This window comes from Amycolatopsis pithecellobii (assembly GCF_009707865.1).
Taxonomy (GTDB): domain Bacteria; phylum Actinomycetota; class Actinomycetes; order Mycobacteriales; family Pseudonocardiaceae; genus Amycolatopsis_E; species Amycolatopsis_E pithecellobii.
On the sequence record NZ_WMBA01000052.1, the window covers coordinates 20,307 to 42,916 of the forward strand.

The window sequence follows — 22,610 nt, forward strand, 5'->3', positions numbered from 1 at the left end:
GAGCCGTGGTGAAACCGGGGCTTGATCAAGACGCGAAATTCGAACTGGCTCGACTCGTCACGGACCTGGCCGTGGTACACGGCAAGGTCACGCTCTCCTCGGGCAAGGAAGCCGACTACTACATCGATCTGCGGCGGGCGACGCTGCACCACGCGGCCGCCCCGCTGATCGGCTCCCTGATGCGGCAGCTGACCGCCGACTGGAGCTACGGCGCCGTCGGCGGGCTGACCCTGGGCGCGGATCCGGTCGCGGTCGCGATGCTGCACTCCGCGGCGGCGGACGGTGTCGTGCTCGACGCGTTCGTGGTGCGCAAAGCGACCAAGCAGCACGGAATGCAGCGCCGGATCGAGGGCATCGAGGTGTCCGGGCAGCGGGTGCTCGCGGTGGAGGACACGTCCACGACGGGGTCGAGCGTGCTCACCGCCGTCGAGGCGCTGCGCGAAGCCGGCGCGACCGTCGTCGGGGTGGCCACGATCGTCGACCGGAACACCGGGGCGCGCGAGGCGATCGAGAAGGAAGGCCTGGCCTACCGGTATCTGCTGTCCGCGGAAGATCTCGGGCTCGGCTGAAAGTCATTCGCTCGACGATCACACTGTTAGTTCCCCCTTTCTCAGGAAACCCGGAGTACGTTCGGGTGTAAGGGATCTGTGAAAAGGGGAGGTCACGGGTGTCGGCGTGGAGAGTACTGGCGGACATCACGGTCGGTATCCATCTGCTCGCGTTGCTGTACATCGGCTTCGGCGGATTCCTCGCCTGGCGATGGCCCAAGAGCATTTTCGTCCATGTCTTCTTCGCTTTGTGGGGCGTCGCGGTGAACGTGTTCCCCATTCCGTGCCCGCTGACCGCACTCGAGGACTTCTTCCGCAGCCAGCAGGGTCTCGGCTCGCTGCCCGGCGGGTTCAACGCCTACTACCTCTACGGCACCGTGATCCCGCGGGCGATGTTGCCGCTGGTGGCGGCGGTGGCGATCGGGATCGTGGTGTTCTCCTACGTCGGCGCGTGGCTGCGCTACCGGCACCGCGACGAGGCACCGACGCATCGCGTGCGTCAGGCCTGAGCGAAAATCGCGGGGTGGAGCTGGACAACGCGGGGCCGACGGAATGGACGGCACGACAGGAGGTCGGCGTCGGGCCGTGGCCCGGTGAATGGCCGGACGACGAGCGCTACGACCCGGAACTGCTGGCCGAAGGCGACCGGCGCAACGTCGTGGACGCATACCGCTACTGGCGGCGTGAGGCGATCGTCGCCGATGTCGATCGGCGGCGGCACCCGTTCCACGTGGCGATCGAGAACTTCCAGCACGACCACAACATCGGCACGGTGGTCCGGACCGCGAACGCGTTCGCCGCGGCGGCCGTGCACATCATCGGGCGGCGGCGCTGGAACCGGCGTGGCGCGATGGTGACCGACCGGTACCAGCATCTCGAACATCACGAGGATGTGGCTTCGCTGAGCCAGTTCGCGGGCGCGCACGGGCTGGTCATCGTCGCGGTCGACAACACCCCCGGCTCGCGGCCGATCGAAACGGCGCGGCTGCCACGGGAATGCGTGCTGCTGTTCGGGCAGGAGGGGCCGGGTTTGTCCGCCGAGGCGCAGCAGGCGGCGGCGCTCGTCGTGTCGATCGCGCAATTCGGCACCACGCGTTCGATCAACGCCGGCGTCGCCGCGGGGATCGTGATGCACACGTGGATCCGGCAGCACGCCGACCTCGCCACGGCCTGGTGATGTACGGCGAGTGGGCCGCGGCGGCGGAGCGGGCGATCATGACGCGGCATGTGCGCCGGGTGTGGGCGCTGCCGGGGACCGCGCTGGGCCGCAGCGGCTGGCCGCCGACCGCGGAGCAACGGGTTTTCCTGCACTGGAACTACTGGTGGCAGGCGCATCTGCTGGATTGCCTGATCGACGCGCAGCAGCGCGATCCCACGCCGGCGCGCGAAGCCCTGATCGACCGGTTCCTGTCCACCATCCGGCTTCGTAATTTCGGCAAATGGACCAACGACTACTTCGACGACATGGCGTGGCTCGGGCTCGCGATGCAGCGGACAGGCCGGGATGTCGGGGCGATACTGGCCGAGTTGCGTCGTGCGTGGACACCCGAGGGTGGCGGCGGGATTTGGTGGAGGAGGGGCGATCGGTTCAAGAACGCCCCGTCCAACGGCCCGGCGGCGATCCTGCACGCCCGCGCCGGTGAAACCGAACGTGCCCGGGAACTGTTGTCGTGGCTGGATTCCACGCTCGTCGATCCCGAGACCGGTTTGGTTTGGGACGGTCTGCGGGTGGACGACGGCGAGCTGGTGACGGCGATTTACACCTACTGCCAAGGAGTCTTCCTCGGCGCCTGTCTCGAACTGTCCGAAGTGGACGCTGCCGCGCGGACGGTGCGGGCGGTCGCCGCGCACTGCGCGCCCGGTGGGGTGCTGCGTGGCCAGGGCGGCGGGGACGGCGGATTGTTCGCGGGGATCCTGGCCCGGTACCTCGCGCTCGCCGCACACCGGTTGCCCGCCCCGGAAGCCGCGGTGGCCCGCACCCTGGTCCTCGATTCCGCCCGCGCCGCCTGGGACGGCGCGGCCGGCGCACCGGGCGGTCCACTGTTCAGCTCCGAGTGGTCCAGACCAGCTCCGGACGCGGACGCCCGCGACCTGTCGGTCCAGGTGGGCGCCTGGCTCCTGCTGGAAGCCGCCGCCACCCTCTGACCACGGTCAGCAACCGCAGGAGTGGCGGTGCATCAGGCGGGGTGGCAGGCGGACGGTTTCGGCCGCACGGTCGGGATCGGCGATCCGGGACAGCAACAGGCGCACGGCCGTGCGGCCGATCTCCTCGATCGGTTGCGCCATCGTCGTCAGCGGCGGCTCGACGAGATCGGCCCAGTCGGCGTCGTCGAACCCGGTGAGCGCGAACTCCTGGCCGACGCGCAGTCCCCGACGCCGCGCCTCGTGCAACACGCCGATCATCATCGCGTCGTTCGCGACCACGAGCGCGGTCGGCGGCTCCGACAGCTCCATCAACCGGCGCAGCGCCGCGGCACCGCCGTCCTTCGACGAATGCCCGGTCTCCACCAGCTCCGGGCTCCACGACAGGCCGCCGCGCCCCAGCCCGAGCCGGTAGCCGAGCGTGCGTTCCTCGCTCGTGCTCAGCCCGGGCGTCCCGCTGACCAGGCCGATGCGCCGATGCCCGAGCGAAGCCAGATGCTCGGTCAGCGCCGAGGTCGACTGGATGTTCTCCGCGCCGACCTGGTCCACGTCGGTGCGGGTGGTCAGCCGGTCGACGAGCACGACCGGCACGCCCAGCGACACCAGATCGCTGATCACCGCCCCGTCTCCGGCTGCCGGGGTGAGCAACAGCCCGTCAACGCGACGCGAGCGAAGCGCGCGCACGGTGTCTTGCTCCGTTTCGACCGTGTCGTGCGTGTCAGCGAGCAACACCGTGTACCCCGCCGAAGCCGCTTCGCGCTCGACGGCCTGCATCAACGCCGCGAAATACGGGTTGGCCAGCAACGAAATCGCGAGACCGATCGAGCGCGTTCCGCCCGTGACCAGTGAACGGGCGATCGCGTCCCCCGTGTAGCCCGTCTGCTCGACCGCCGCGAGTACCGCCGCCTTCGTCTCCGGCGCCACCGCACGCGTCCCGTTCACGACATGGGACACGGTGGTGATGGAGACTCCGGCGAGCTCCGCGATGTCCCGCTGCGTGGGCCTGGCAGAGTTGTGCTTCGGCATGAACCGCTCCCGTTGACCAAGTTGCGGCAAGCGTTTGCGCAAACGCTTGCGAGATCAGCATAGAGATCCCTACGGTCCAGGCAGCAAGGTCCCAGCCTCGGAGGTCCCGTGAGACGCCATGTTCTGCTCGCCGGGCTCTGCACGGTCGATGTCGTGCAGCGCGTCACCGAACTGCCGGCGCCCGGTGAGAAGGTGCAGTCGTTGTCGGTGGACGTGGCCGCGGGCGGCCCCGCCACGAACGCCGCAGTCACGGTTGCCGCCTTGAATCGAGCGGCGGCGCGAAGCGCTTCCGTTGAGGGTGGCGGTGTGGGAGCGGAGGCGGGCCGGGCTCGGCTGGTGACAATCCTTGGTGCGCATCCGCTCGCGGACCTGGCGCGCGCCGATCTCACCGCGTGCGGCGTGGATCTCGTGGACGCCGCACCGTCCTTTGTGGACCCGCCGGCGCTGAGCGCGGTCGCTGTCCGTGACCGCGACGGCGAGCGCACGGTGATCTCCCGCAACGCGGCACACAGCCCCGATTTCCCAGGCACACCATGGGAAACGGACGACGTGCGCACGGTGCTCGTCGATGGTCATCATCCCCGCCTGGCGCTCGGCACCGCCCGCTGGGCGCGCACACAGGGAATCCCGGTGGTACTCGACGCGGGAAGCTGGAAACCTGTGCTCGACGAGCTGCTGCCACTGGTGGACATCGCCGCGTGCTCGGCGCAGTTCCCGGTTCCCCCGCTGGAGTTGCTGGCCCGCGGGGTGTCCACGGTGATCACGACCGCGGGCCCGGAGCCGGTGCGCTGGCGGACAGCGTTCGCGGAAGGCGAAGTGGCGGTGCCGGTCGTCAACGCGCGAGACACCCTCGGCGCGGGCGACGTCTGGCACGGTGCGCTCGCCTACGGGGCGGGAAGGTTCGATCTGCCGGAGCTGATCCGGTACGCCAACGAGGTGGCCGCCATGAGGGTGCGCCACGCCGGGCCACGCGCCTGGGTGGGGAAGGTGGGAGTGCGATGACGATGTCGTTCGACGAGTTGCTGGACCGCGCGGAAGCCCTGGTCGCGCGCGGCGGGCGGACCATACTCGGCATCGTGGGCGCGCCGGCCTCCGGCAAGACGACACTCGCCTGGAGCCTCGCGAACGCACTCGGCAACCGGGCGACGGTGGTGGGGATGGACGGGTTCCACCTGGCGCAGGTGGAACTGCGGCGCCTCGGCCGCGCCGAACGCAAAGGCGCGCCCGACACGTTCGACGCGCACGGGTACGTGCACCTGCTGCGGCGGATCAAGACGGGACGGGAAACCGTGTACGCGCCGGAATTCCGGCGCGAGATCGAGGAGCCGATCGCGGGTGCCGTGCCGGTGCCGCCGGATGTGCCGCTGGTGATCACCGAGGGGAACTACCTGCTGGTGGACGAGGAACCGTGGGCGGCGGTGCGCGGGCTGCTCGACCAGGCGTGGTTCGTCGCCCCCGACGAGCACGACCGGATCGAGCGGCTCGTCACCCGGCACCGCCGATACGGCCGGTCGCTCGTCGAAGCACGCCAGCGAGCGCTCGGCAGCGACCAGCGGAACGCGGACCTCATCGCGCCGACCGCGGCGCGGGCCGACCTGGTCCTGGAGCATCTCCCGCTGGCGAACTTCGCGATCTGAGCTGCAGTGCCGTGAGTCCGGCGTGACGCCGACGGACGCGTCGCCTGACCCGGCCTTGAAGTTGTCCACAGGTTGTGGATGACTCGGCGAGTTGTCCACAGATTCTGGAGAAAACGCTTACTGCGTTCGCACGTCGGTAGCCTGGCCGGTGGGGTACAGGAAAGGACGGCTGCCGTATGTCCACGCTGACCGGCGTGCATCACCTGGCGCTCACGGTGACGGATGTGGATCGCAGCGTCCCGTGGTATGAGCGGGTGCTGGATTTCAAGGAGGTCGCTCGCCGCGAGGACGCGGAGACGGGGATCAGGAAGGTCGTGCTGCGCGGGCGGGCGGGCGAGTTCGCGGTCGTGCTCGTGCAGCATCCGGACACCGAACTCGGCGACTTCGACGAACGGCGCCCCGGGCTCGACCACGTCGCTTTCACCGTGGATTCCTACGGCGAGTTGCAGGAGTGGGAGAGGCGGCTCGCGGAGTACGGCGTGACCCATAGCCCCGCGAAAGCCTCCCGCACCCTGCCCGGCTCGGCGGTCGTGGTGTTCCGCGACCCCGACGGGATCCAGCTCGAAGTGTGGGCCGACCCGGCGACCTGAGGCGTCAGCTGTCCTGCATGAGGCCGATCGGGTTGCCGTCGGCGTCCGTCACCGTGGCGACCATCCTGCCGCCGCCGACGTTCCGGACGTCCTGCTGCACCTGCGCGCCCGCATCCAGCAGGGTCTGCACGGTGCCCTTGATGTCGTCCACCGACCAGTAGACGACCGGCCCCGTCATGCCCTGGCTGTGCCCGTTCGGCACCAGCCCGATGTGCCTGCCGCCGGTCTCGAAGCTGACGTAGTACGGCTCGTCGGAAGTCGGGTCGACCCCCAGCAGCGCCTTGAACAGGGCTTTCGTCTTGGCAAGGTCACGCACGGGGAAGAGGATCGTGGTGGGCTGCTCGGACATTCGGTGTGCTCCCTTCGTGTCGCACCGGCGCCTGTTCGCCGATGTGACACGAGGCTAAGCCGCGTACCACCGAGGTCGCTTCTCGATTCCTGACCGGTCCGCGCGGTTCAGGCGGCCTCGCGCAGCGAGGAGTCGGCGCTGCCGCCGGGACGCCCGGCGTCGTCCACCGGGCGACGCATTTCCTGGCGGTAGCGGACGATGCCGTAACCGGTGCCGCCGACGAAGAACGCCACGGACAGCCACACCAGCACGGTCTTCACCCACGGGATCACATCGAGCAGCCCGGCGCCGTAGTAGCCCAGCAGCACCAGCGTCGGAACCCACAGCAGACCACCCAGCGCGGTGGCGAACAGGAACCGCCGGGGGTTCATGCGCGCTGCGCCCGCGATGAGCGGAGCCAGCGTCCGCACCCATGGGATCCACCGAGCCGCGACCACCGCGAGGAAACCCTTCCGGTCCAGGAACTCGCGCGCCCGCTCGAGGTTGGCACGGTTGAGCACGCGCCCACCCCGGCGGGCGATGAACCTGGTACCGGTGTGTTTGCCGATGTAGTACCCGACCTGGTTGCCCACCACGGCCACGACCAGCGCGGCCACCGAAAGCAGCCACGCGTTCGCGTCGGCGCCGTGCGAGGCCAGCACGACACCGGCGGCGAAAAGCAGCGAGTCACCAGGCAGGAACAGGCCGACGATCAGTGCGCATTCGACGAACACGAAACTGAGCACGATCACCCAGACCAGCACCGGCCCCGCGGTGTCCAGCCAGCTCACGCCGAGGCCGGACGAAGCGGCGTAGTCGATACTCACCCGCCGAAGCCTACGTGGCCGAAGCAAGCCATGGTCAGTCGAAGGGGCCAATCGTGGGTTTCCGGGAGCGATTCACGCCCGGATGGTTGCTCACATCTGCGGCAACGACTCGCCTTGAACGGCCTCGATATCGATCTCCACCTTCACCGTGGTGCCGATCGCGGCGACCCCCGCGCGGACCATCGCGTTGTAGTTGATCGCGAAGTCGTTGCGGTGCAACAAGGTCTCGGCGTGGAACGCGGCACGCACGCCGCCCCAGGGGTCGGGACCCCAGCCGCCGTAGGTCAGGTCGAGTTCCACCTGCCGCCGCTCGCCGTGCAAGGTGAGCTCACCGGCCAGCGCCCACCGGTCCGCGCCGCGCTGGTGCAGCGCCGTGCTGGCGAAACTGATCGTCGGGTACGTCTCGACGTCGAGAAAGTCCGGCGAGCGCAGATGGTCGTCGCGCATCTGGATGCCGCTGTCGATGCTCGCCGCCTTGATCTCCGCGTGCACCGAGGACTGCTCCACCGGCCTTCCGATCGTGATCCGGCCGTTGACCTCACCGAAGCGGGCCCGGATGCTGGCGATGCCCAGGTGCCGGGCCGTCGCGACGACGGTGGTGTGCACCGGATCGATCGTCCACGGTCCGGCCGGCGGCAGCTCGACCGAACCTGCCACCGGCTGCAGCGGGATCTCGCCGAGCGAACCGGCGCCGTCCGAGCCGATCTGCGCCGTACGGGCCACCGGGTTGTACCCGGCCGCGGTGAGCACCGCGGTGTAGACGCCCGGGGGCAGCGGCTCGGTGGCCACCGCCCCCTTCGCGTCCGCCGTCGCACGGGCCACCTGCTGGCCGGCCAGATCGGTCACGGTCAGCACCGCACCCTCGACCCCCCAGCCCTCGACCGTCTGGATCCGCGCGCGCAGCCCGCTCATGCCGGCTCGCCACCGAACTCGTCGATCACCTGCTCGTAGCCGAGCCGCACGTCGTGCACGGACTCGCCGCCCGGCAGCTTGACCTGGCTCGTGGCCGGCGGGTACCCGCTGGCCACCACCGTGTAGTCACCCTCGGGCAGGTCGCTCACCAGGTACCGGCCCTCGTCGTCGGTCCTGGCCACCGCCGCGACGTTGCCCTGCGCGTCGAGCACCGTGATCCGCGCGTCGGGGACCGCGCGGTCACCCTCCGTGCGGGCGGTACCGGCGAGCACGACCGCCGAGGCCAGCTCCAGGTCGTGGTGCAGCACGCCGCTGTCCGGCACGGTCAGCATGTCCGCGACCGGGCGCATCCGCTCCGCGCTCGCGACCAGCGTGTACGAGCCGGCCCCGACACCGGTGAAGGTGTAGGCGCCCTCCGCGGTGGTGATCGCCGCACCGGTGACCTCACCGCGCGAGTCGGTCAGCGTGACCGTCGCACCGGGGAACGGCGTGCCCTGCCCGGCGAGCCGGACCACACCGCTGAGCTCGCCCGACCCGACCAGCGTGAGGTCCACCCTCACCGGGCCTTGCCCGACGACGACGCTCGAGGCCTGCGGCTGGTGCCCACTCGCCGAGACGATCAGCACATACGTGCCGGCGCCCGGGGCGTTGATCGTGTACGCACCGTCCCCACCCGCGGTGGCCCGCGAGACCTGGCGGCCGCGCTGGTCGATCAGCGTCAGCGCCGCGCCGAGCACCGAAGAGCCGTCCTGCCTGCGGATGTGTCCACTGATCGGCTGGCCGTCGGTCTCGACGGGGCTGCTCATGCCGGCCGTCGCGGTGAACGGCGCGGTCTGCGCGGCGAGCTGGTAGTTTCCGTGCCCGTTGGTCTCGCTCGGGGCCGAATGCCGGCCGCCGACGAGCACCGGTTCCCGGTCCTCGGCGTCGAGTGCAGCATCCGCGTCGGCCCAGGTGTCCTCGCTGACCAGCGCGGCCGGCGCCGCCGTCTCCACCGGTGCGTCCGTAGCTTCGACCGGCTTCGCCGGCGTCGGGGCCGAACCACCGCCCAGCGGGATCTCCCGCATGAACAGCAGCACGATGCAGGCCAGCAGGGCGACCCCGGCGGCGACGTAGAACACGCCGTGCATCGAGTTGGTGAACCCGGTCAGCACCGGGACCTTGATGGCTTCGGGCAGACTCTGCAGCCCGCTGGTGTTCGACTGCAGCTGGGTCAGCGCACCCGCGTTGAACTGCGCGGGGAGCCGGCCGCCGAAGGCATCCGAGATCCGGTTCGGGAGCAGGTTGAACAGGATCGTCAGGAACACCGCGACACCCAGCGTGCCGCCCATCTGCCGGAAGAACGTCGCCGCCGCGGTGGACACACCCATGTCACTGCGCGGTCCCGCGTTCTGCGCGGCGATGATCAGCGTCTGCATACAGCCACCGAGGCCGAGGCCGATGATCAGCGCGTACGCCAGCGGCTGCCACAGCGGGCTGTCGAAGTGCACCTGCGCGTAGAGCACCGCACCGATCGCGATCACGAACGTGCCGACGACCGGAAGGAACTTGTAGCGCCCCGTCTTGGCGGTGATCCGGCCGGACAGCTGCGAACCGAGCATGATGCCCAGCACCAGTGGCAGCATCATCAGGCCCGCGTTGGTCGGCGAGTAGCCACGGACCACCTGGAAGTACTGCGGGACCATGGTGATGCCACCGAACATCGCGACACCGACGATCGTGCTGCCGGCGATGACGATGCTGAACGTCGAGTTCTTGAACAGCCGCAGCGGGATGAGCGCCGCGTCCTTCATGACGTACTCGACGAAGATGAACAGGACCACGCCGAACGCCGCGACGGCGTAACAGATCACCGCGTTGGTGGAGCCCCAGCCCCAGGTGCGGCCCTGCTCGGCGACCAGCAGCAGTGGGATCACCGCCACCGCGAGTGCGATGGCACCGAACCAGTCGATGCGCTGTGGCTGCTTCTGGTGCGGGATGTTCAGCACCTTCGCCACCACGAACAGCGCGAGGATGCCGATCGGCACGTTGATCAGGAAGACCCAGCGCCAGCCGTGCAGCCCACCGAGGGTGGACAGGCCGGAGAAGAACCCGCCGAGCACCGGGCCGAGCACGGTGGCCGAACCGAAGACCATCATGAAGTAGCCCTGGTAGCGCACGCGTTCACGCGGCGGCACGATGTCGCCGATGATCGTCATGGCGAGCGACATCAGACCACCGGCGCCAAGGCCCTGGAAGGCGCGGAACGCCGCCAGCTCGTACATCGAGGTGGCGAACGTACAGGCCGCCGAACCGATCACGAACAGCGCGATCGCCGTGAGGTAGAACGGTTTGCGGCCGTAGATGTCGGAAAGCTTGCCGTACAGCGGTGTCGCGATCGTCGCGGTGATCAGGTACGCCGTGGTGGCCCAGGCCTGCTCGCTGAACCCGTTCAGGTCGTTCGCGATCCTGACGATCGCCACGCTGACGATGTTCTGGTCGAGCGCGGCGAGAAACATGCCCAGCAACAGCCCGGACAGCACGGTCATGATCTGCCGGTGCGACAGTTGCGGCCCGTCGTCCGCCGGCAGCGCTCCCCCTGCTGCCGGCGCCGCGGGTTGTCGGGTGGAACTCGTCATGCGGTCAGGCCCCCTTTGCCTGCGCCGACGCGGGGTCGGCAATCTGTGGAATGCTTGTCTCGATACCGGAGTTGAGCCGGTGCAGCAGCCGGTTCAGCGTCTGCCGGTCCTCCTCCGGCCAGTCGGCCAGCACCGTTGCCAGCCATTTGTTGCGTTGCCTGCGGTTCTCCTCGAAGACCCGCAACCCCTCGCTGGTGGGTGCGAGCAGGCACGCCCTGCCGTCCACCGGATCGGCCTGGCGCTCGACCAGTCCGTGTTGCACCAGCGCGCTGCTCTGCCTGCTGATCGTGGAGATCTCGGCGTGCAGCGCATCGGCGAGCTTGCTGGTGCGCTGCGGACCGTCGTGGATCAGGTGGAACAGGATCGCGTAGGCGGCGCGCTCGATGCCGTCCGGCCCCTGCTTCCCGACCTGCGACTTCGCCTTGTTGAGGGCACGGATGAAGCGGACCATCTGTACGCCGAGCTCGTCGGCGACGTCGAGGTCGGCCGCCGTGAAGGCATCTTCGCGCGTGGCTGCCGCCGCCATGGTCATCACTTCCTCACCAGCTTGATTGGCCTCTGCAACTAGTTGCCCTAAGCAAGGATGCACCCGAAGTGATTGGTTGCGCCAGTCAAATAGTTCTTCTGTGTTCGAGAACACTTTAGTTGTCGAACGCAACTGAATTACTCTGTGGTGCTCTGTCCGGTTCGTACCGTTCACTCGTTGTGCATGTGGCCGACGTTAGCGATCGGGTACGACAATTTGCGGCATGACCGATCGTGAGGCACTGACCACGCTCCTGTCCGACAGCCGGTTCGGCGTATTGGCGACCATCAAGCGCGACGGGCGACCGCAGCTGTCGACCGTGTCCCACTTCTACGACGCCGGAACCGGCAAGATCCTCGTGTCGGTCACCGCCGACCGGGCGAAGACGCGGAACCTGCGCCGTGACCCGCGAGCGACCTATCACGTGTCGAGCGCCGACGGCTGGTCCTATGCCGTCGCCGAAGGTACCGCCGAGTTTTCGCCCGTCGCACAGGACCCGCACGACCAGGCCGTCGAAGAGCTCATCGAGCTCTACCAAAAGATCGTCGGCGAGCACCCGGACTGGGACGAGTACCGCGCGGCGATGGTCGCCGACAAACGCCTGGTGCTGCGAATTCCGGTCGAGCGGATCATCGGCGCCGTCCGCTGAGAAAATTCGGAAAAGTTCTTCCGCACTGTGGACAAATGAGCCTTACGATAGGCACATGGGCACCGAAGCATTGCTGACCAAGCTCCAGGAAGCGGCCGGGAAGGACGCGGTCCTGACCGACCCTGACGTCATCGGCAGTTACTCGCGCGACATGATGCCGCTGGCTCCGTCGGGGCGGCCGCTGGCGGTGGTGCTGCCCGCTTCGGTCGAGGCGGTGCAGGCGATCGTGCGGGCCTGTGCCGAGGCGAAGGTGCCGATCGTCCCGCGCGGCGCCGGCAGCGGCCTGTCCGGCGCCGCCAACGCCATCGACGGCTGCGTGATGCTCGTGATGACGAAGTTCGACCAGGTGCTGGAGGTCGATCCGGGCAACCGGCTCGCCGTCGTGCAGCCCGGCGTGGTCAACCTGGATTTCCGCAACGCGGTGGAGAAGCACGGGCTGTTCTATCCGCCCGACCCGTCGAGCTACGACTGGTGCACCATCGGCGGCAACCTGTCCACGAACGCCGGCGGGCTCTGCTGCGTGAAGTACGGCGTCACCACGGATGCCGTGCTGGGGCTGGAAGTCGTGCTCGCGGACGGCTCGCTGCTCAAGACCGGGCGGCGCACCGTCAAGGGAGTCGCCGGGTACGACCTGACGAAGCTGTTCATCGGCAGCGAGGGCACGCTCGGGGTGATCACCCAGGCGACGGTGGCGTTGCGCCCGCTGCCGCAGGCGCCGGGCACGCTGGTCGCCGGGTTCGACCACACCGACAAGGCAGGCGAGGCGGTTGCCCGTGTGGTCCAGGAGGGACTGGTGCCTTCGCTGATGGAGATCATGGACGCCAGCTCCATCAAGGCCGCGGAGCACTATCTCAAGACCGACCTCGGCGCCGGCTCGGATTGCCAGGCGTTGCTGCTGTGCCAGTCCGACTCCGGCGGCGAAGTGGCCCGGCGTGAACTGGCGGCGCTGGAACAGATCTGCGTCGACTGCGGGGCGACGATGGCCTACGCGACCGACGATCTCGCCGAAGGCCGGATGCTGCTGCAGGCCCGCCGGGTCGTGCTCACCGCGCTGGAGGAGTACGGCGTCTGGCTGACCGACGACGTGTCCGTGCCGCGGACGCGGATCGCGGAGCTGATCAAGGCGTGCGAGCGGATCAGCGCGGAGGTCGGCCTGCGGATCGCGGTGGTTGGGCACGCCGGCGACGGGAACATGCACCCGACGATCGTCTACGCAGCCGACTCGGAGGACGAGTTTTCCCGCGCCCACAAGGCTTTCGACGAGATTCTCGACGTCGGATTGTCCCTCGGCGGCACGGTGACCGGCGAGCATGGGATCGGCAAGATCAAGAAGGAGTGGCTGGAGCGCGAGATCGGCCCGGTCGGCATCCGCGTGCACCGGCGGATCAAGCAGGCGCTCGACCCGGACAACCTCTTCAACCCGGGCTCGATGTTCTCGATGACGTAAGTACTACACAGATGTACTACACTTGGCCAGATGACTCGGGTACCGGTTCGAGAACTGAACCAGGACACTGCCGGCGTGCTTGCTCGGGTGAAGGACGGCGAGGAGGTCGAGATCACCGAGCGAGGTGCAGTGATCGCGCGGCTTGTCCCGGCACAGCCGAGCCCGGTGGCGGACCTGGTAGCGGCCGGCAAGCTGCGGCCGGCCAAGCTCACCGGGCCGATTCCGGCGCCGAAGGGTCCCGTCAGAACCGATCAGGAAGCCGGAGAGCTCCTTCGACGACTCCGAGATGACGAACGGTACTGATGATCTACCTGGATACGGCCGCTCTCGTAAAGCTGATCCGCCGGGAACCGGAAAGCGACGTATTGGTCGAATGGCTCGCCGGACAGGCGGACACGATGCTGGTCTCCTCCGCGCTCGCCGAGGTCGAGCTGCCGAGGGCATTGTTGCGGACCGAGCCCGAACTTATTGTCGAGGTCCCCGGTGTGCTGGAACGGATAGCGCGATACGAAATCGACGATCTGGTTCGTAGCACCGCTGCGAGTTATCGCGTACCCGAGCTTCGCTCACTGGATGCGATCCACCTGGCGACCGCGCACACGGTGTTCGGGGCGCAGTTGACCAGTTTCGTCACCTATGACAAGCGGTTGCGCGCTTGCGCGGAGTCACTCGGGCTGGCGGTCCGCAGCCCCGGCGCTTGACCGTCAGCGGTCGATGCGGGGGATCTGCTGGGTGACCTCCGCGTCCGCTTCGGCGGACGGGGCGTTCTTGCGTTCCCGGCGGCTGCGGGCCCATTCGATGACGATCGGCACCACCGACACGAGCACGATCAGGATGAAGATCGCCTCGATGTTGTTCTTGATGAACGAGATGTTGCCGAGCACGTGCCCCAGCGCGGTGATCCCGCCTGCCCAGAGGATGCCGCCGATGATGGTGTAGGTGAAGTACCTCTTCGCGTCCATCCGGCCGACGCCCGCGATCCACGTGATGAACGTGCGCACGAACGGCACGAAGCGGGCCAGCACGACCGCCTTCGGGCCGTGCTTCTCCAGGAAAGCGTGCGTCTTGTCGACGTACTCCTGCTTGAAGAACCGCGAATCCGGCCGCTTGAACAGCGCAGGCCCCGCCTTGTAGCCGATGAAGTACCCGACCGCGTTGCCCAGCAGCGCCGCGACGCTCACCACCAGGCACACCAGCCACAGCGGGGTGTGGATCGAGCCTTGCGCGACGAACAGCCCGGCGGTGAACAGCAGGGAATCACCGGGCAGCACCGGGAAGATGCTGCTTTCGATGAAGATGACCAGGCACAACCCGAGGATTACGTACCCACCGAACTGGGTCAGCAGGTACTCCGGGTTGAACCAGTTCGGCATCAGGGCGAGTGTCGTCGTCTCGGCGAGGTACACGCCATCAAACGGTACAGGGTGACACTGTGTTGTTTCCGCTGCCTCAGAGCAGGGTGATGAGCCCGATCACCGCGCCGGTCGCGAGGCCGAGCAGGACCGCGAGCAACAAGATCCAGTAGGCGGGCAGCGGCCCGGACGGCGTTTTCGAGCGCACCGCGGGGTGGCGCACGGTCGGTGGTTCGAGCGCGGCGCTCTCGCGCGCCAGCGCACCGTCACCGGTGCCGGACAGCAGACCGTACTGCGGCGGCAGGCTCGTCGGCTCCGGCACCGGGCCGGGACCCGCGGGCGGAGCGCTTCGCGCCTGCGCGCGCAGTGCCTCGGCCAGCAGGCGCTCCGGGTCCTGAAGCTCGCTCACCCAGAGCAGCTTACCGATCCGACCAAAAGCAGGCAGACCCCCGAGCAGCGCGTAAATGTTGCCACGCAAGCCGGATAGCCGTGACTGTGGTCGGATTGGTAACGAAAAGCACGGTGTCCCGCAGGCGCGAGGATTTCGTCAACTGACCCACTCGCCGGCACGCAGCACCTTCACCGGGCGCAGGTCGTCGTCGAGCACGACCACATCGGCGGCGAGGCCGGTTTCCAGCGAACCGGTGCGGTCGCAGATGCCGAGCAGCTCCGCGGGTCTGCCGGAGGTCGCACGCACCGCGTCGGGGATACCAAGTCCGGCGCCGCGCACCAGGTTGCGGAACGCGACGTCCATGGTCAGCGTGCTGCCGGCGAGCGAGCCGGTGTCCGCGAGCGTCGCGACGCCGTCGCGGACGTCGACTTCCAGTCTGCCCAGCTGGTACCGGCCGTCGGCCGCGTCGGTGGCCGACATCGCGTCGGTGATCAGCACCGTGCGCCCGCGGCCGGCATGCGTCGCGGCCAGGCGCAGCACCGTCGGATGGACGTGCACGAGGTCGCAGATCAGCTCGACGGTGACGCGTTCGTCGTCCAGCAGCGCACCGATCGGGCCCGGCTCGCGGTGATGCAGCGGGCGCATGCCGTTGAACAGGTGGGTGCCGACGGTCGCGCCGGCGTCGATCGCGGGCCGGATCTGCTCCTCGGTACCGTCGGTGTGCCCGATCGCCGCGATGACGCCGGACTCGGTCAGCTGGCGGACGGCGCGTACGCCACCGGCCAGTTCGGGCGCGAGCGTCACCATGCGCACCGCACCGTGCCCCGCACGCAACAACGCGGCGACGGACGCGGTGTCGGGTTCGAGCAGCACGCCGGGATCGTGGGCGCCGCATCGGGCTTCGGCGATGAACGGGCCTTCGAGGTGGACACCGGCGAGCTCACCTTCGTCGACCAGCTCGCGCAGCGCGGCCAGCTGGTTCACCAGCGACCGGATCGGTTCGGACACCAGGCTCGCCAGCATCGTTGTGGTGCCGTGCCGCCGGTGCGCGGCGATCGCCCGCTCCAGCTCCTTCGACTCACCGCTGGAGAACGATCCGCCTCCGCCGCCGTGGCAGTGCGTGTCGATGAAGCCGGGAACCACCAGCTTCCCGTTCAGTTCCACCTGGTCGCCCGGCGGTGGGGTACCGGTGCCGATGCCCGAGATCCGCCCGCCGGAGACGGCAAGCCAGCCGTCGTCGACAAGTCCTTCAGGCAGCGCCAGCCGGCCGCCGGTCAGCACGAAGTCCGTCACGCACTCCAGCATATATTGGTCTAAACCATACTCGCGATGTCAGCCGTTCATCGCCTTCTGCAGCGACTCCAGCGCACGGCTCGCGGTGGACTTCACGGTGCCCTTCGAGATGCCGGCCGCGTCGGCGATCTCCGCTTCGGAAAGTCCGCCGTAGTACCGCAGGACAAGCACTTCCCGCTGGCGCGGCGGAAGTTTCGACAACGCGCTGACCACAGCCTGATGCTCATTCGAGAGCATCGCAAGACTTTCCGCCGACCGCGCGTTGACCATGTGCGGCGGCACGTACTCACGCGCCGTCTTGCGGCGGCGCAGCACGCTGCGCGAGCCGTTGACGACAGCGGTGCGCAGGTAACCGACGGCGGCCTGTGCGTCCCGCAGCCTGCTCCAGTTGCGGTACAACCCGGTGAACGCCTCCTGCACGACGTCCTCAGCGGTGGCCTGCTCGTCGACGAGGAGGATTGCCAGCCGGACCAGGCGCATGCGATGCGTGCGGTACAAATCCTCGAGGGTCAGTGGCACGGCAGGCTGCGCCGGCGCCTGCGGTAGCCCGTCAATGGTGCGCAAATGCCCGAGCGTACGCTCGACGCTACGCTCCGCGCTGCCTTCCGGCATGTAGTCCTGCCCGTCCTCGGCCCTCGTTCGTGCGTTCCCCGCTGGTTCCACGCGCGCCAAGGGTATCGGGTGCCGTGACGCCCCCATAGTCGCAAGTAGCGTGCGGACAAAGTTTCCAGCACTTGGAGGTAATCGTGGCGTGGTTCCTGGTCGAGACCCGGTATGTACCGGAAAAGTACGGCGAAGTCCGGCCGCGGCACCGGGAGTGGTTGCAACGCCTGAGCGACGAGGGTGCCGTCGCGATCGCCGGGCCGCTCGGTGACGACAGCGGCGGGGTGACGCTGATCCAGGCCGACGACGCGGCGGCGCTGGAGAAGATCCTCGACACGGACCCGTACCACCTCGAAGGCGCGCTGGCCACGCGCACCGTGCGCGAGTACCGGCCGGTGCTGGGCGCCTGGCTGCCCTGATTCAGCGGATGGCGGCCTTCCCGCCGTGACCGACGACGGCCGCGTCGCGGGAACCGCGAGCCTCGATGTCCGCGAGCGCGTCGCGGTCGGCGGCCGGCACCCGCAACCGCGCGCCGAGTTCGATGATCGGCGGCAGGAACGCGCGGACGAGCTTCAACGCGACCACCCAGCGCGGCACGTGGATGGCCCGTGCCCGCTTGAGCACGCCGGCTTCGATGAGGTCGAGGGCGACCTCGAGGGGATAGGTCTTGCCGAGCGGGCCGGGCATCGACCCGCGCAGCTTGCCGAACACCGGGTGCGTGTCCGCGCTGTCCACCATGTCCGTCTTGATCCAGCTGGGATGCGCGACGCCGACCTTGACGCCGAGGTGCGCGACCTCGGCGCGGAGGCTGTTGCAGAACGCTTCGACACCGGCCTTGGCCGCACTGTAGTTCGCGAGACCCGGCGCGTGCGTGATCGCCGCGAGCGAAGAGATGGCCAGCAGGTAGCCCTTGCGTTCGATGACATGGGGCAGCGTGACGCGGAAGGTGCGCCACACGCCGAGCAGGTCGACGTCGATCACCTTCTCGAACGCCGCGCGGTCGACCGAGCGGACGAAACCCGCGGTGGCGATGCCCGCGTTGGCGATGACGATGTCGATCCCACCGAAGTGCTCGACGACGCCCGCGGTCGCCTTCTCCAGCGCAGCCCAGTCGGTGACGTCCGCTTCCCAGGCACGCGCCGCCGGCCCGATCCGGGCGGCGACCTGCTGCTGTTCGTCGGCCTCCAGACCGACGAGGGCGACCTTGGCGCCGCGGGCAGCGAGTCGTTCGGCCAGCCCGGCGCCGATGCCGCGCGCAGCTCCGGTGATGAGCACGACCTTGCCGTTGACCGTGGGCATGACCGAACGGTACCTCACCCTACCGCGAGTAAGCTACTCCTGAGTAAGATCAGGATGAGGCCTCGTCGAGGCTCCCGAGCTCGGCGGCACTGAGTTCCAGTTCGACCGACGCCAGCAGGTCGGCCAGCTGCCCGACGTTGCGCGCGCTTGCGATCGGCGCGGCGACGGTCGGGCGCGAGGCCAGCCACGCGATCGCGACGGCGGCGGGTGAGGTCTTGTGCGCGGCCGAGATGTCGTCGAGCGCCTCCAGCACCCGTTCGCCGCGATGGTCCAGGTACTCCACGGCGCGGGCCGCGCGCGGGCTGCCCGTGTCCGTCTCGCGGGACCGGTACTTTCCGGTCAGAAAACCCTTCGCCAGCGCGAAATACGGCAATGTGGACAGTCCCTCACGCTGCACCAGCGGCAACAGGTCCGTCTCGTAGGCGCGCTCGACCAGGTTGTAGTGCGGCTGCAGCGCGACAAACCGGGCGAACCCCGAACTGTCCGAAATAGACAGTGCTTCGGCGAGCCGGTCCGCGCTGAAGTTGGACGCGCCGAGGAAGCGGACCTTGCCCGCCCGCACCAGCTCGTCGAACGCACCGAGGGTCTCTTCCAGCGGCGCGTCCGCGAGATCCCGGTGCGCGTAGTACAGGTCGATGTGGTCGGTTTGCAGGCGCCGCAAGGAATCCTCGGCCGCCGCCCGGATGTTCTTGGCGGACAGCCCTGGCCGCGCCGCCGCGTTGCCCACCTTCGTCGCGATCACGACGTCGTCCCGGTTGCCCCGCTTCGCCAGCCAGTTCCCGATGATCGTTTCGGAGCCGCCGTCGGAGTAACTGTCCGCCGTGTCGATGAAATTGCCGCCGGCCGCGGCGTAGGCGTCCAGCACCGCGAAGGACTCCTGCTCGTCGGCCGTCCAGCCGAACACGTTGCCGCCGAGGTTCAGGCGGTGGACATCCAGGTCACTGTTGCCGATTTTCATGGACCCCACGCTAACCCGGAATGCCGCCGCCAGGTGATCGGTTGTCCGTTGGCATGGTGAATGCACTCGGTCGGCTCGGCGCCTCCCAGCCCTATTCGACGTTCACGCCGGACCTTGCGGTCCAGCTGGAGAAACTCGGTTACGGGGCGCTGTGGGGTGGCGGGTCGCCCGATGCGGACCTCTCCCTCGTCGAACCTCTGCTCGACGCGACCGATCACCTCGTCGTCGCGACCGGCATCGTGAACATGTGGAAAGACGACGCGGCGCCGGTCGCCGAGTCGTATCACCGGATCGTCGCCAAACACCCGGGGCGGTTCCTGCTCGGCGTCGGCATCGGACACCCGGAAGCAACCAAGGAATACCAAAAGCCCTACGACAAGATGGTCGAATACCTCGACCAACTCGACGAAGCCGGCGTACCGGTCGCCGACCGGGCACTCGCCGCGCTCGGCCCCAAGGTGCTCAAGCTCGCCGGCGACCGGACCGCCGGGGCACATCCGGCCATGGTCACCCCCGAGCACACCCGCCAGGCGCGTGCATTGCTCGGCGAGGGCCCGCTGCTCGCGCCCGCACATCCGGTGGTGCTGGAGCCGGACGCGGCGAAGGCACGTGCGATCGCACACGAGGCGATTCGGAACATGCTGAACCTGTCCAACCACCGCAACAGCTGGCGACGCCTCGCGTTCACCGACGAGGACTTCGCGAACGGGGGCAGTGACCGGCTCGTCGACGCCGTGGTCGCAGGAGGCACACCTGACGTGATCGCCGCGCGGCTGACCGAACACCTCGACGCCGGCGCGACCCACGTCGTGGTCCTGTCGCTGGGCGACGACCCACTCGCGGCGTTCCGGGCGGTTGCACAGGTCCTGCTGTCGTAGTGCCGATTCTTTGAACCTGCCGTTGCCCCGGAATGCTCGCGCCGGGTGACCGGTTGTCCGGGGCATGGTGAATTCACTCGGCAAACTCGGCGCTTTCCAGTTCCACGACACCGTCACCCCTGAACTGGCGGTCGCGGTCGAGAAACTCGGCTACGGCACGGTTTGGACGGGCGGCTCGCCTGACGCGGGTCTGTCCTTCGTCGAGCCGCTGCTCGAGGCAACCGATCATGTCGTCGTCGCGACCGGCATCGTGAACATGTGGAAAGACGACGCGGCGCCCGTGGCCGAGTCGTATCACCGGATCGTCGGCAAGTACCCCGGTCGCTTCCTGCTCGGGCTCGGCATCGGCCACCCGGAAGCGACCAAGGAGTACCAGAAGCCCTACGACAAGATGGTCGAATACCTCGACCAACTCGACGAAGCCGGCGTACCGGTCGCCGACCGGGCACTCGCCGCCCTTGGTCCCAAGGTGCTCAAGCTCGCCGGCGAACGGACCGCAGGGGCGCACCCGTATCTGACCACGCCGGAGCACACCCGCCAGGCCCGCGAACTGCTCGGCGAGACGCCGCTGCTCCTGCCCGAGCACAAGGTGGTGCTCGAAACCGATCCGGAGAAGGCCCGTGCGATCGGGCGGCCGCGGGTTCAGCGCCCCTATCTGCACTTGAGCAACTACCTCAACAGCTGGCGGCGTCTCGGCTTCACCGATGAGGACTTCGCCGACGGCGGCAGTGACCGGCTCGTCGACGCCGTGGTCGCCTGGGGCACGCCGGAGGCGATCGGCGCGCGGCTGACCGAACACCTCGACGCCGGCGCGAACCACGTCGCGGTCCAGGCGCTGGGCGACGACCGGCTCGCGGTGTACCGGGCTGTGGCGCAGGTCCTGCTGTCGTAGTGCCCTCCGGTCGTACCTCGTACGATTCGGACAGCAGGTGAACCACGCTAGGAGGACGAACGATGCCCATCGCCACCCCCGAGGTCTACGCGGAGATGCTCGACCGGGCCAAGGGAGGCGAGTTCGCCTACCCGGCCATCAACGTGACCTCGTCGGAAACACTGAACGCGGCACTGCGCGGATTCGCCGACGCGGAGAGCGACGGCATCATCCAGGTGTCCACCGGCGGCGCGGAATTCGCGTCCGGCACGCATGTCAAGGACATGGTGACGGGCGCGACCGCGCTCGCCGAGTTCGCGCACGTGGTCGCCGCGAAGTACCCGGTCAACATCGCGTTGCACACCGACCACTGCCCGAAGGACAAGCTGGACTCCTACGTCAACCCACTCATCGCGATCTCGCAGGAGCGGGTCAACCGTGGTGAGAACCCGCTGTTCCAGTCGCACATGTGGGACGGCTCGGCGATCGACCTCGACGAGAACCTCAAGATCGCGGCGGAACTGCTGGAGCGGGCGGCCGCGGCGAAGATCATTCTCGAGGTCGAGATCGGCGTCGTGGGCGGCGAGGAGGACGGCGTCTCGAACGAGATCAACGAGAAGCTGTACACCGCCGAGGGTGACTTCGTGAAGACCGTGGACGCGCTCGGTTCGGGCGAGAAGGGCCGGTACCTGCTGGCCGCGACGTTCGGCAACGTGCACGGCGCGTACAAGCCTGGCGCGGTCCAGCTTCGGCCGGACGTGCTCAAGCGTGGTCAGGAAGTGGCGGCGGACAAGCTCGGGCTCGGTGCCGGCGCCAAGCCGTTCGAGCTGGTGTTCCACGGTGGTTCCGGCTCGCTGCTGGAGGAAATCCACGAGGCGGTCTCGTACGGCGTGGTGAAGATGAACGTCGACACCGACACGCAGTACGCGTTCTCCCGCCCGATCGCGGACCACTTCTTCAAGAACTACGACGGGGTACTGAAAATCGATGGCGAGGTCGGCAACAAGAAGACCTACGACCCGCGCAGCTACCTCAAGAAGGCCGAGACGTCGATGGCCGAGCGGGTCGTCGAAGCCGCACAGGCCTTGAAGTCCGCGGGCACGAAGCTCTGAGGTTTCACCCGCAGGTGTACTTGCCGCGGGCATCACGGGCCCGGCATCGTGTCGGCCCGTGATGCCCAAACGTCTCGTCGCCGCTGTTCTCGTCGCGTGCCTGGTGCTGCTGGGTAGCGGGGTCCTCGCAAGCTTCGTCTTCTAGCCAGGCAGGATGGCGGTATGACGAACCTGCTGGGGCCGGAACCGACCCGGCTGCCCGACCGCCCCGACGCACAGGCCGCGCTCGACGCGGGCACCGATCCCGCCGAGGTCGCCGCCGAGCACCCCGATTTCAGCGAGGCGTGGGCCGCGCTCGCCGAACGCGCGCTGGAGTCCGGCGAGATCATCGCCGCCTACGCCTACGCCCGCACCGGCTACCACCGCGGCCTCGATCAGCTGCGCCGTGCCGGCTGGAAGGGTTTCGGCCCGGTGCCGTGGGACCACCGGCCGAACCAGGGTTTCCTGCGTGCCCTCGCCACGCTCGGCAAGGCGGCCGGGCGCATCGGCGAGACCGAGGAGTACGAGCGCTGCCGCACCTTCCTCGCGGACTCGGACCCGGCCGCGGCCGAGGCGACCGGACTCAAGTAGTCCACATCGCGGAACCCTCGACGGGATCGGCCGGAT

At 68.6% G+C, this 22,610-nt stretch carries 28 protein-coding genes; 16 read left to right on the top strand and 12 right to left on the bottom strand.

Annotated elements, in window-relative coordinates; translation table 11 throughout:
• Positions 1-5 precede the first annotated feature (5 nt).
• The 4 genes from pyrE to GKO32_RS27345 all read left to right on the top strand — a co-directional run bounded on the left by pyrE (position 6) and on the right by GKO32_RS27345 (position 2,693).
• Positions 6-569 carry an orotate phosphoribosyltransferase gene (gene pyrE / locus GKO32_RS27330; protein ID WP_312868615.1) on the top strand — a complete coding sequence of 188 codons (564 nt, stop codon included), beginning with the start codon at positions 6-8 and terminating at the stop codon, positions 567-569.
• A 98-nt stretch (positions 570-667) separates the two neighbouring features.
• Positions 668-1,057, top strand: coding sequence for a DUF2784 domain-containing protein (locus tag GKO32_RS27335; protein WP_312868617.1), 390 nt, complete (start codon positions 668-670; stop codon positions 1,055-1,057).
• A gap of 20 nt (positions 1,058-1,077) precedes the next feature.
• Entirely contained in the window at positions 1,078-1,725 is a 648-nt protein-coding gene (locus GKO32_RS27340; protein ID WP_154759822.1) for a TrmH family RNA methyltransferase, read from the top strand.
• The gene (locus GKO32_RS27345) at positions 1,725-2,693 is read left to right on the top strand and encodes a glycoside hydrolase family 76 protein (RefSeq protein ID WP_154759783.1); all 969 of its coding nucleotides are present in this window, start codon (positions 1,725-1,727) and stop codon (positions 2,691-2,693) included. Before GKO32_RS27340 ends, GKO32_RS27345 begins: the two co-directional genes overlap by 1 nt.
• Positions 2,694-2,699: 6 nt before the next feature.
• Here the strand turns inward: GKO32_RS27345 and GKO32_RS27350 are convergent, their stop codons facing one another.
• Positions 2,700-3,716 carry a LacI family DNA-binding transcriptional regulator gene (locus GKO32_RS27350; protein WP_154759784.1) on the bottom strand — a complete coding sequence of 339 codons (1,017 nt, stop codon included), beginning with the start codon at positions 3,714-3,716 and terminating at the stop codon, positions 2,700-2,702.
• Positions 3,717-3,824: 108 nt separating this feature from the next.
• On the opposite strand from GKO32_RS27350, the gene GKO32_RS27355 reads away from it, so the two are divergent.
• From GKO32_RS27355 to GKO32_RS27365, 3 genes are all read left to right on the top strand, one after another.
• Positions 3,825-4,718 (top strand): PfkB family carbohydrate kinase, encoded by an 894-nt coding sequence (locus GKO32_RS27355; protein ID WP_312868619.1) that lies wholly within the window; start codon positions 3,825-3,827, stop codon positions 4,716-4,718.
• The gene (locus tag GKO32_RS27360) at positions 4,715-5,353 is read left to right on the top strand and encodes a nucleoside/nucleotide kinase family protein (protein WP_154759785.1); all 639 of its coding nucleotides are present in this window, start codon (positions 4,715-4,717) and stop codon (positions 5,351-5,353) included. Before GKO32_RS27355 ends, GKO32_RS27360 begins: the two co-directional genes overlap by 4 nt.
• A gap of 176 nt (positions 5,354-5,529) precedes the next feature.
• On the top strand, positions 5,530-5,943 hold the full coding sequence (locus GKO32_RS27365) for a VOC family protein (protein ID WP_154759786.1): 414 nt from the start codon (positions 5,530-5,532) through the stop codon (positions 5,941-5,943).
• A gap of 4 nt (positions 5,944-5,947) precedes the next feature.
• Here the strand turns inward: GKO32_RS27365 and GKO32_RS27370 are convergent, their stop codons facing one another.
• The 5 genes from GKO32_RS27370 to GKO32_RS27390 form a co-directional block, all read right to left on the bottom strand.
• On the bottom strand, positions 5,948-6,292 hold the full coding sequence (locus tag GKO32_RS27370; protein WP_154759787.1) for a VOC family protein: 345 nt from the start codon (positions 6,290-6,292) through the stop codon (positions 5,948-5,950).
• A gap of 107 nt (positions 6,293-6,399) precedes the next feature.
• Complete coding sequence (locus GKO32_RS27375) at positions 6,400-7,098, bottom strand: DedA family protein (RefSeq protein WP_312868620.1); 699 nt, start codon at positions 7,096-7,098, stop codon at positions 6,400-6,402.
• 90 nt (positions 7,099-7,188) lie between these two features.
• Positions 7,189-8,010, bottom strand: a complete 822-nt coding sequence (locus GKO32_RS27380) for a YceI family protein (protein ID WP_154759789.1) — start codon at positions 8,008-8,010, stop codon at positions 7,189-7,191.
• Entirely contained in the window at positions 8,007-10,625 is a 2,619-nt protein-coding gene (locus tag GKO32_RS27385) for an MFS transporter (protein ID WP_154759790.1), read from the bottom strand. The genes GKO32_RS27380 and GKO32_RS27385 overlap by 4 nt, the downstream gene beginning before the upstream one ends.
• Before the next feature lie 4 nt (positions 10,626-10,629).
• Entirely contained in the window at positions 10,630-11,157 is a 528-nt protein-coding gene (locus GKO32_RS27390) for a MarR family winged helix-turn-helix transcriptional regulator (RefSeq protein WP_154759824.1), read from the bottom strand.
• Positions 11,158-11,374: 217 nt separating this feature from the next.
• Here GKO32_RS27390 and GKO32_RS27395 point away from each other — a divergent pair, with 217 nt between their 5' ends.
• Genes GKO32_RS27395 through GKO32_RS27410 form a run of 4 tightly spaced genes read left to right on the top strand, consistent with a single transcriptional unit; the run spans position 11,375 to position 13,948 of the window.
• Positions 11,375-11,800: a PPOX class F420-dependent oxidoreductase gene (locus tag GKO32_RS27395; RefSeq protein ID WP_154759791.1), complete on the top strand. Its 426-nt coding sequence runs from the start codon at positions 11,375-11,377 to the stop codon at positions 11,798-11,800.
• A gap of 55 nt (positions 11,801-11,855) precedes the next feature.
• Positions 11,856-13,247 (top strand): FAD-binding oxidoreductase, encoded by a 1,392-nt coding sequence (locus GKO32_RS27400; protein WP_154759792.1) that lies wholly within the window; start codon positions 11,856-11,858, stop codon positions 13,245-13,247.
• 30 nt (positions 13,248-13,277) lie between these two features.
• Positions 13,278-13,550: a type II toxin-antitoxin system Phd/YefM family antitoxin gene (locus GKO32_RS27405; RefSeq protein WP_154759793.1), complete on the top strand. Its 273-nt coding sequence runs from the start codon at positions 13,278-13,280 to the stop codon at positions 13,548-13,550.
• On the top strand, positions 13,550-13,948 hold the full coding sequence (locus GKO32_RS27410; protein ID WP_154759794.1) for a type II toxin-antitoxin system VapC family toxin: 399 nt from the start codon (positions 13,550-13,552) through the stop codon (positions 13,946-13,948). The genes GKO32_RS27405 and GKO32_RS27410 overlap by 1 nt, the downstream gene beginning before the upstream one ends.
• 3 nt (positions 13,949-13,951) lie before the next feature.
• Here GKO32_RS27410 and GKO32_RS27415 read toward each other — a convergent pair whose 3' ends face one another.
• The 4 genes from GKO32_RS27415 to GKO32_RS27430 all read right to left on the bottom strand — a co-directional run bounded on the left by GKO32_RS27415 (position 13,952) and on the right by GKO32_RS27430 (position 16,895).
• Complete coding sequence (locus GKO32_RS27415) at positions 13,952-14,653, bottom strand: DedA family protein (RefSeq protein WP_312868621.1); 702 nt, start codon at positions 14,651-14,653, stop codon at positions 13,952-13,954.
• Between the two features lie 43 nt (positions 14,654-14,696).
• On the bottom strand, positions 14,697-15,008 hold the full coding sequence (locus tag GKO32_RS27420) for a hypothetical protein (RefSeq protein WP_312868622.1): 312 nt from the start codon (positions 15,006-15,008) through the stop codon (positions 14,697-14,699).
• A gap of 138 nt (positions 15,009-15,146) precedes the next feature.
• Positions 15,147-16,271, bottom strand: a complete 1,125-nt coding sequence (nagA, locus tag GKO32_RS27425) for an N-acetylglucosamine-6-phosphate deacetylase (protein ID WP_312868626.1) — start codon at positions 16,269-16,271, stop codon at positions 15,147-15,149.
• A 51-nt stretch (positions 16,272-16,322) separates the two neighbouring features.
• On the bottom strand, positions 16,323-16,895 hold the full coding sequence (locus GKO32_RS27430; protein WP_154759827.1) for a SigE family RNA polymerase sigma factor: 573 nt from the start codon (positions 16,893-16,895) through the stop codon (positions 16,323-16,325).
• 134 nt (positions 16,896-17,029) lie between these two features.
• On the opposite strand from GKO32_RS27430, the gene GKO32_RS27435 reads away from it, so the two are divergent.
• Entirely contained in the window at positions 17,030-17,305 is a 276-nt protein-coding gene (locus GKO32_RS27435; protein WP_312868623.1) for a YciI family protein, read from the top strand.
• A 1-nt stretch (position 17,306) separates the two neighbouring features.
• On the opposite strand, the gene GKO32_RS27440 is transcribed toward GKO32_RS27435, so the two are convergent.
• Together GKO32_RS27440 and GKO32_RS27445 are read right to left on the bottom strand one after the other, a co-directional pair.
• Positions 17,307-18,185, bottom strand: coding sequence for an SDR family oxidoreductase (locus tag GKO32_RS27440; RefSeq protein WP_154759797.1), 879 nt, complete (start codon positions 18,183-18,185; stop codon positions 17,307-17,309).
• A 49-nt stretch (positions 18,186-18,234) separates the two neighbouring features.
• Positions 18,235-19,143, bottom strand: coding sequence for an aldo/keto reductase (locus GKO32_RS27445; RefSeq protein ID WP_154759798.1), 909 nt, complete (start codon positions 19,141-19,143; stop codon positions 18,235-18,237).
• A gap of 53 nt (positions 19,144-19,196) precedes the next feature.
• Between GKO32_RS27445 and GKO32_RS27450 the strand changes: the two genes are divergently transcribed.
• From GKO32_RS27450 to GKO32_RS27465, 4 genes are all read left to right on the top strand, one after another.
• Entirely contained in the window at positions 19,197-20,021 is an 825-nt protein-coding gene (locus GKO32_RS27450; RefSeq protein WP_154759828.1) for an LLM class F420-dependent oxidoreductase, read from the top strand.
• A gap of 64 nt (positions 20,022-20,085) precedes the next feature.
• Positions 20,086-20,913: an LLM class F420-dependent oxidoreductase gene (locus GKO32_RS27455; RefSeq protein WP_154759799.1), complete on the top strand. Its 828-nt coding sequence runs from the start codon at positions 20,086-20,088 to the stop codon at positions 20,911-20,913.
• 62 nt (positions 20,914-20,975) lie between these two features.
• Complete coding sequence (gene fbaA / locus GKO32_RS27460; RefSeq protein WP_154759800.1) at positions 20,976-22,004, top strand: class II fructose-bisphosphate aldolase; 1,029 nt, start codon at positions 20,976-20,978, stop codon at positions 22,002-22,004.
• Positions 22,005-22,166: 162 nt separating this feature from the next.
• Complete coding sequence (locus GKO32_RS27465) at positions 22,167-22,574, top strand: DUF3151 domain-containing protein (RefSeq protein WP_154759801.1); 408 nt, start codon at positions 22,167-22,169, stop codon at positions 22,572-22,574.
• The last annotated feature ends 36 nt before the right edge of the window (positions 22,575-22,610 follow it).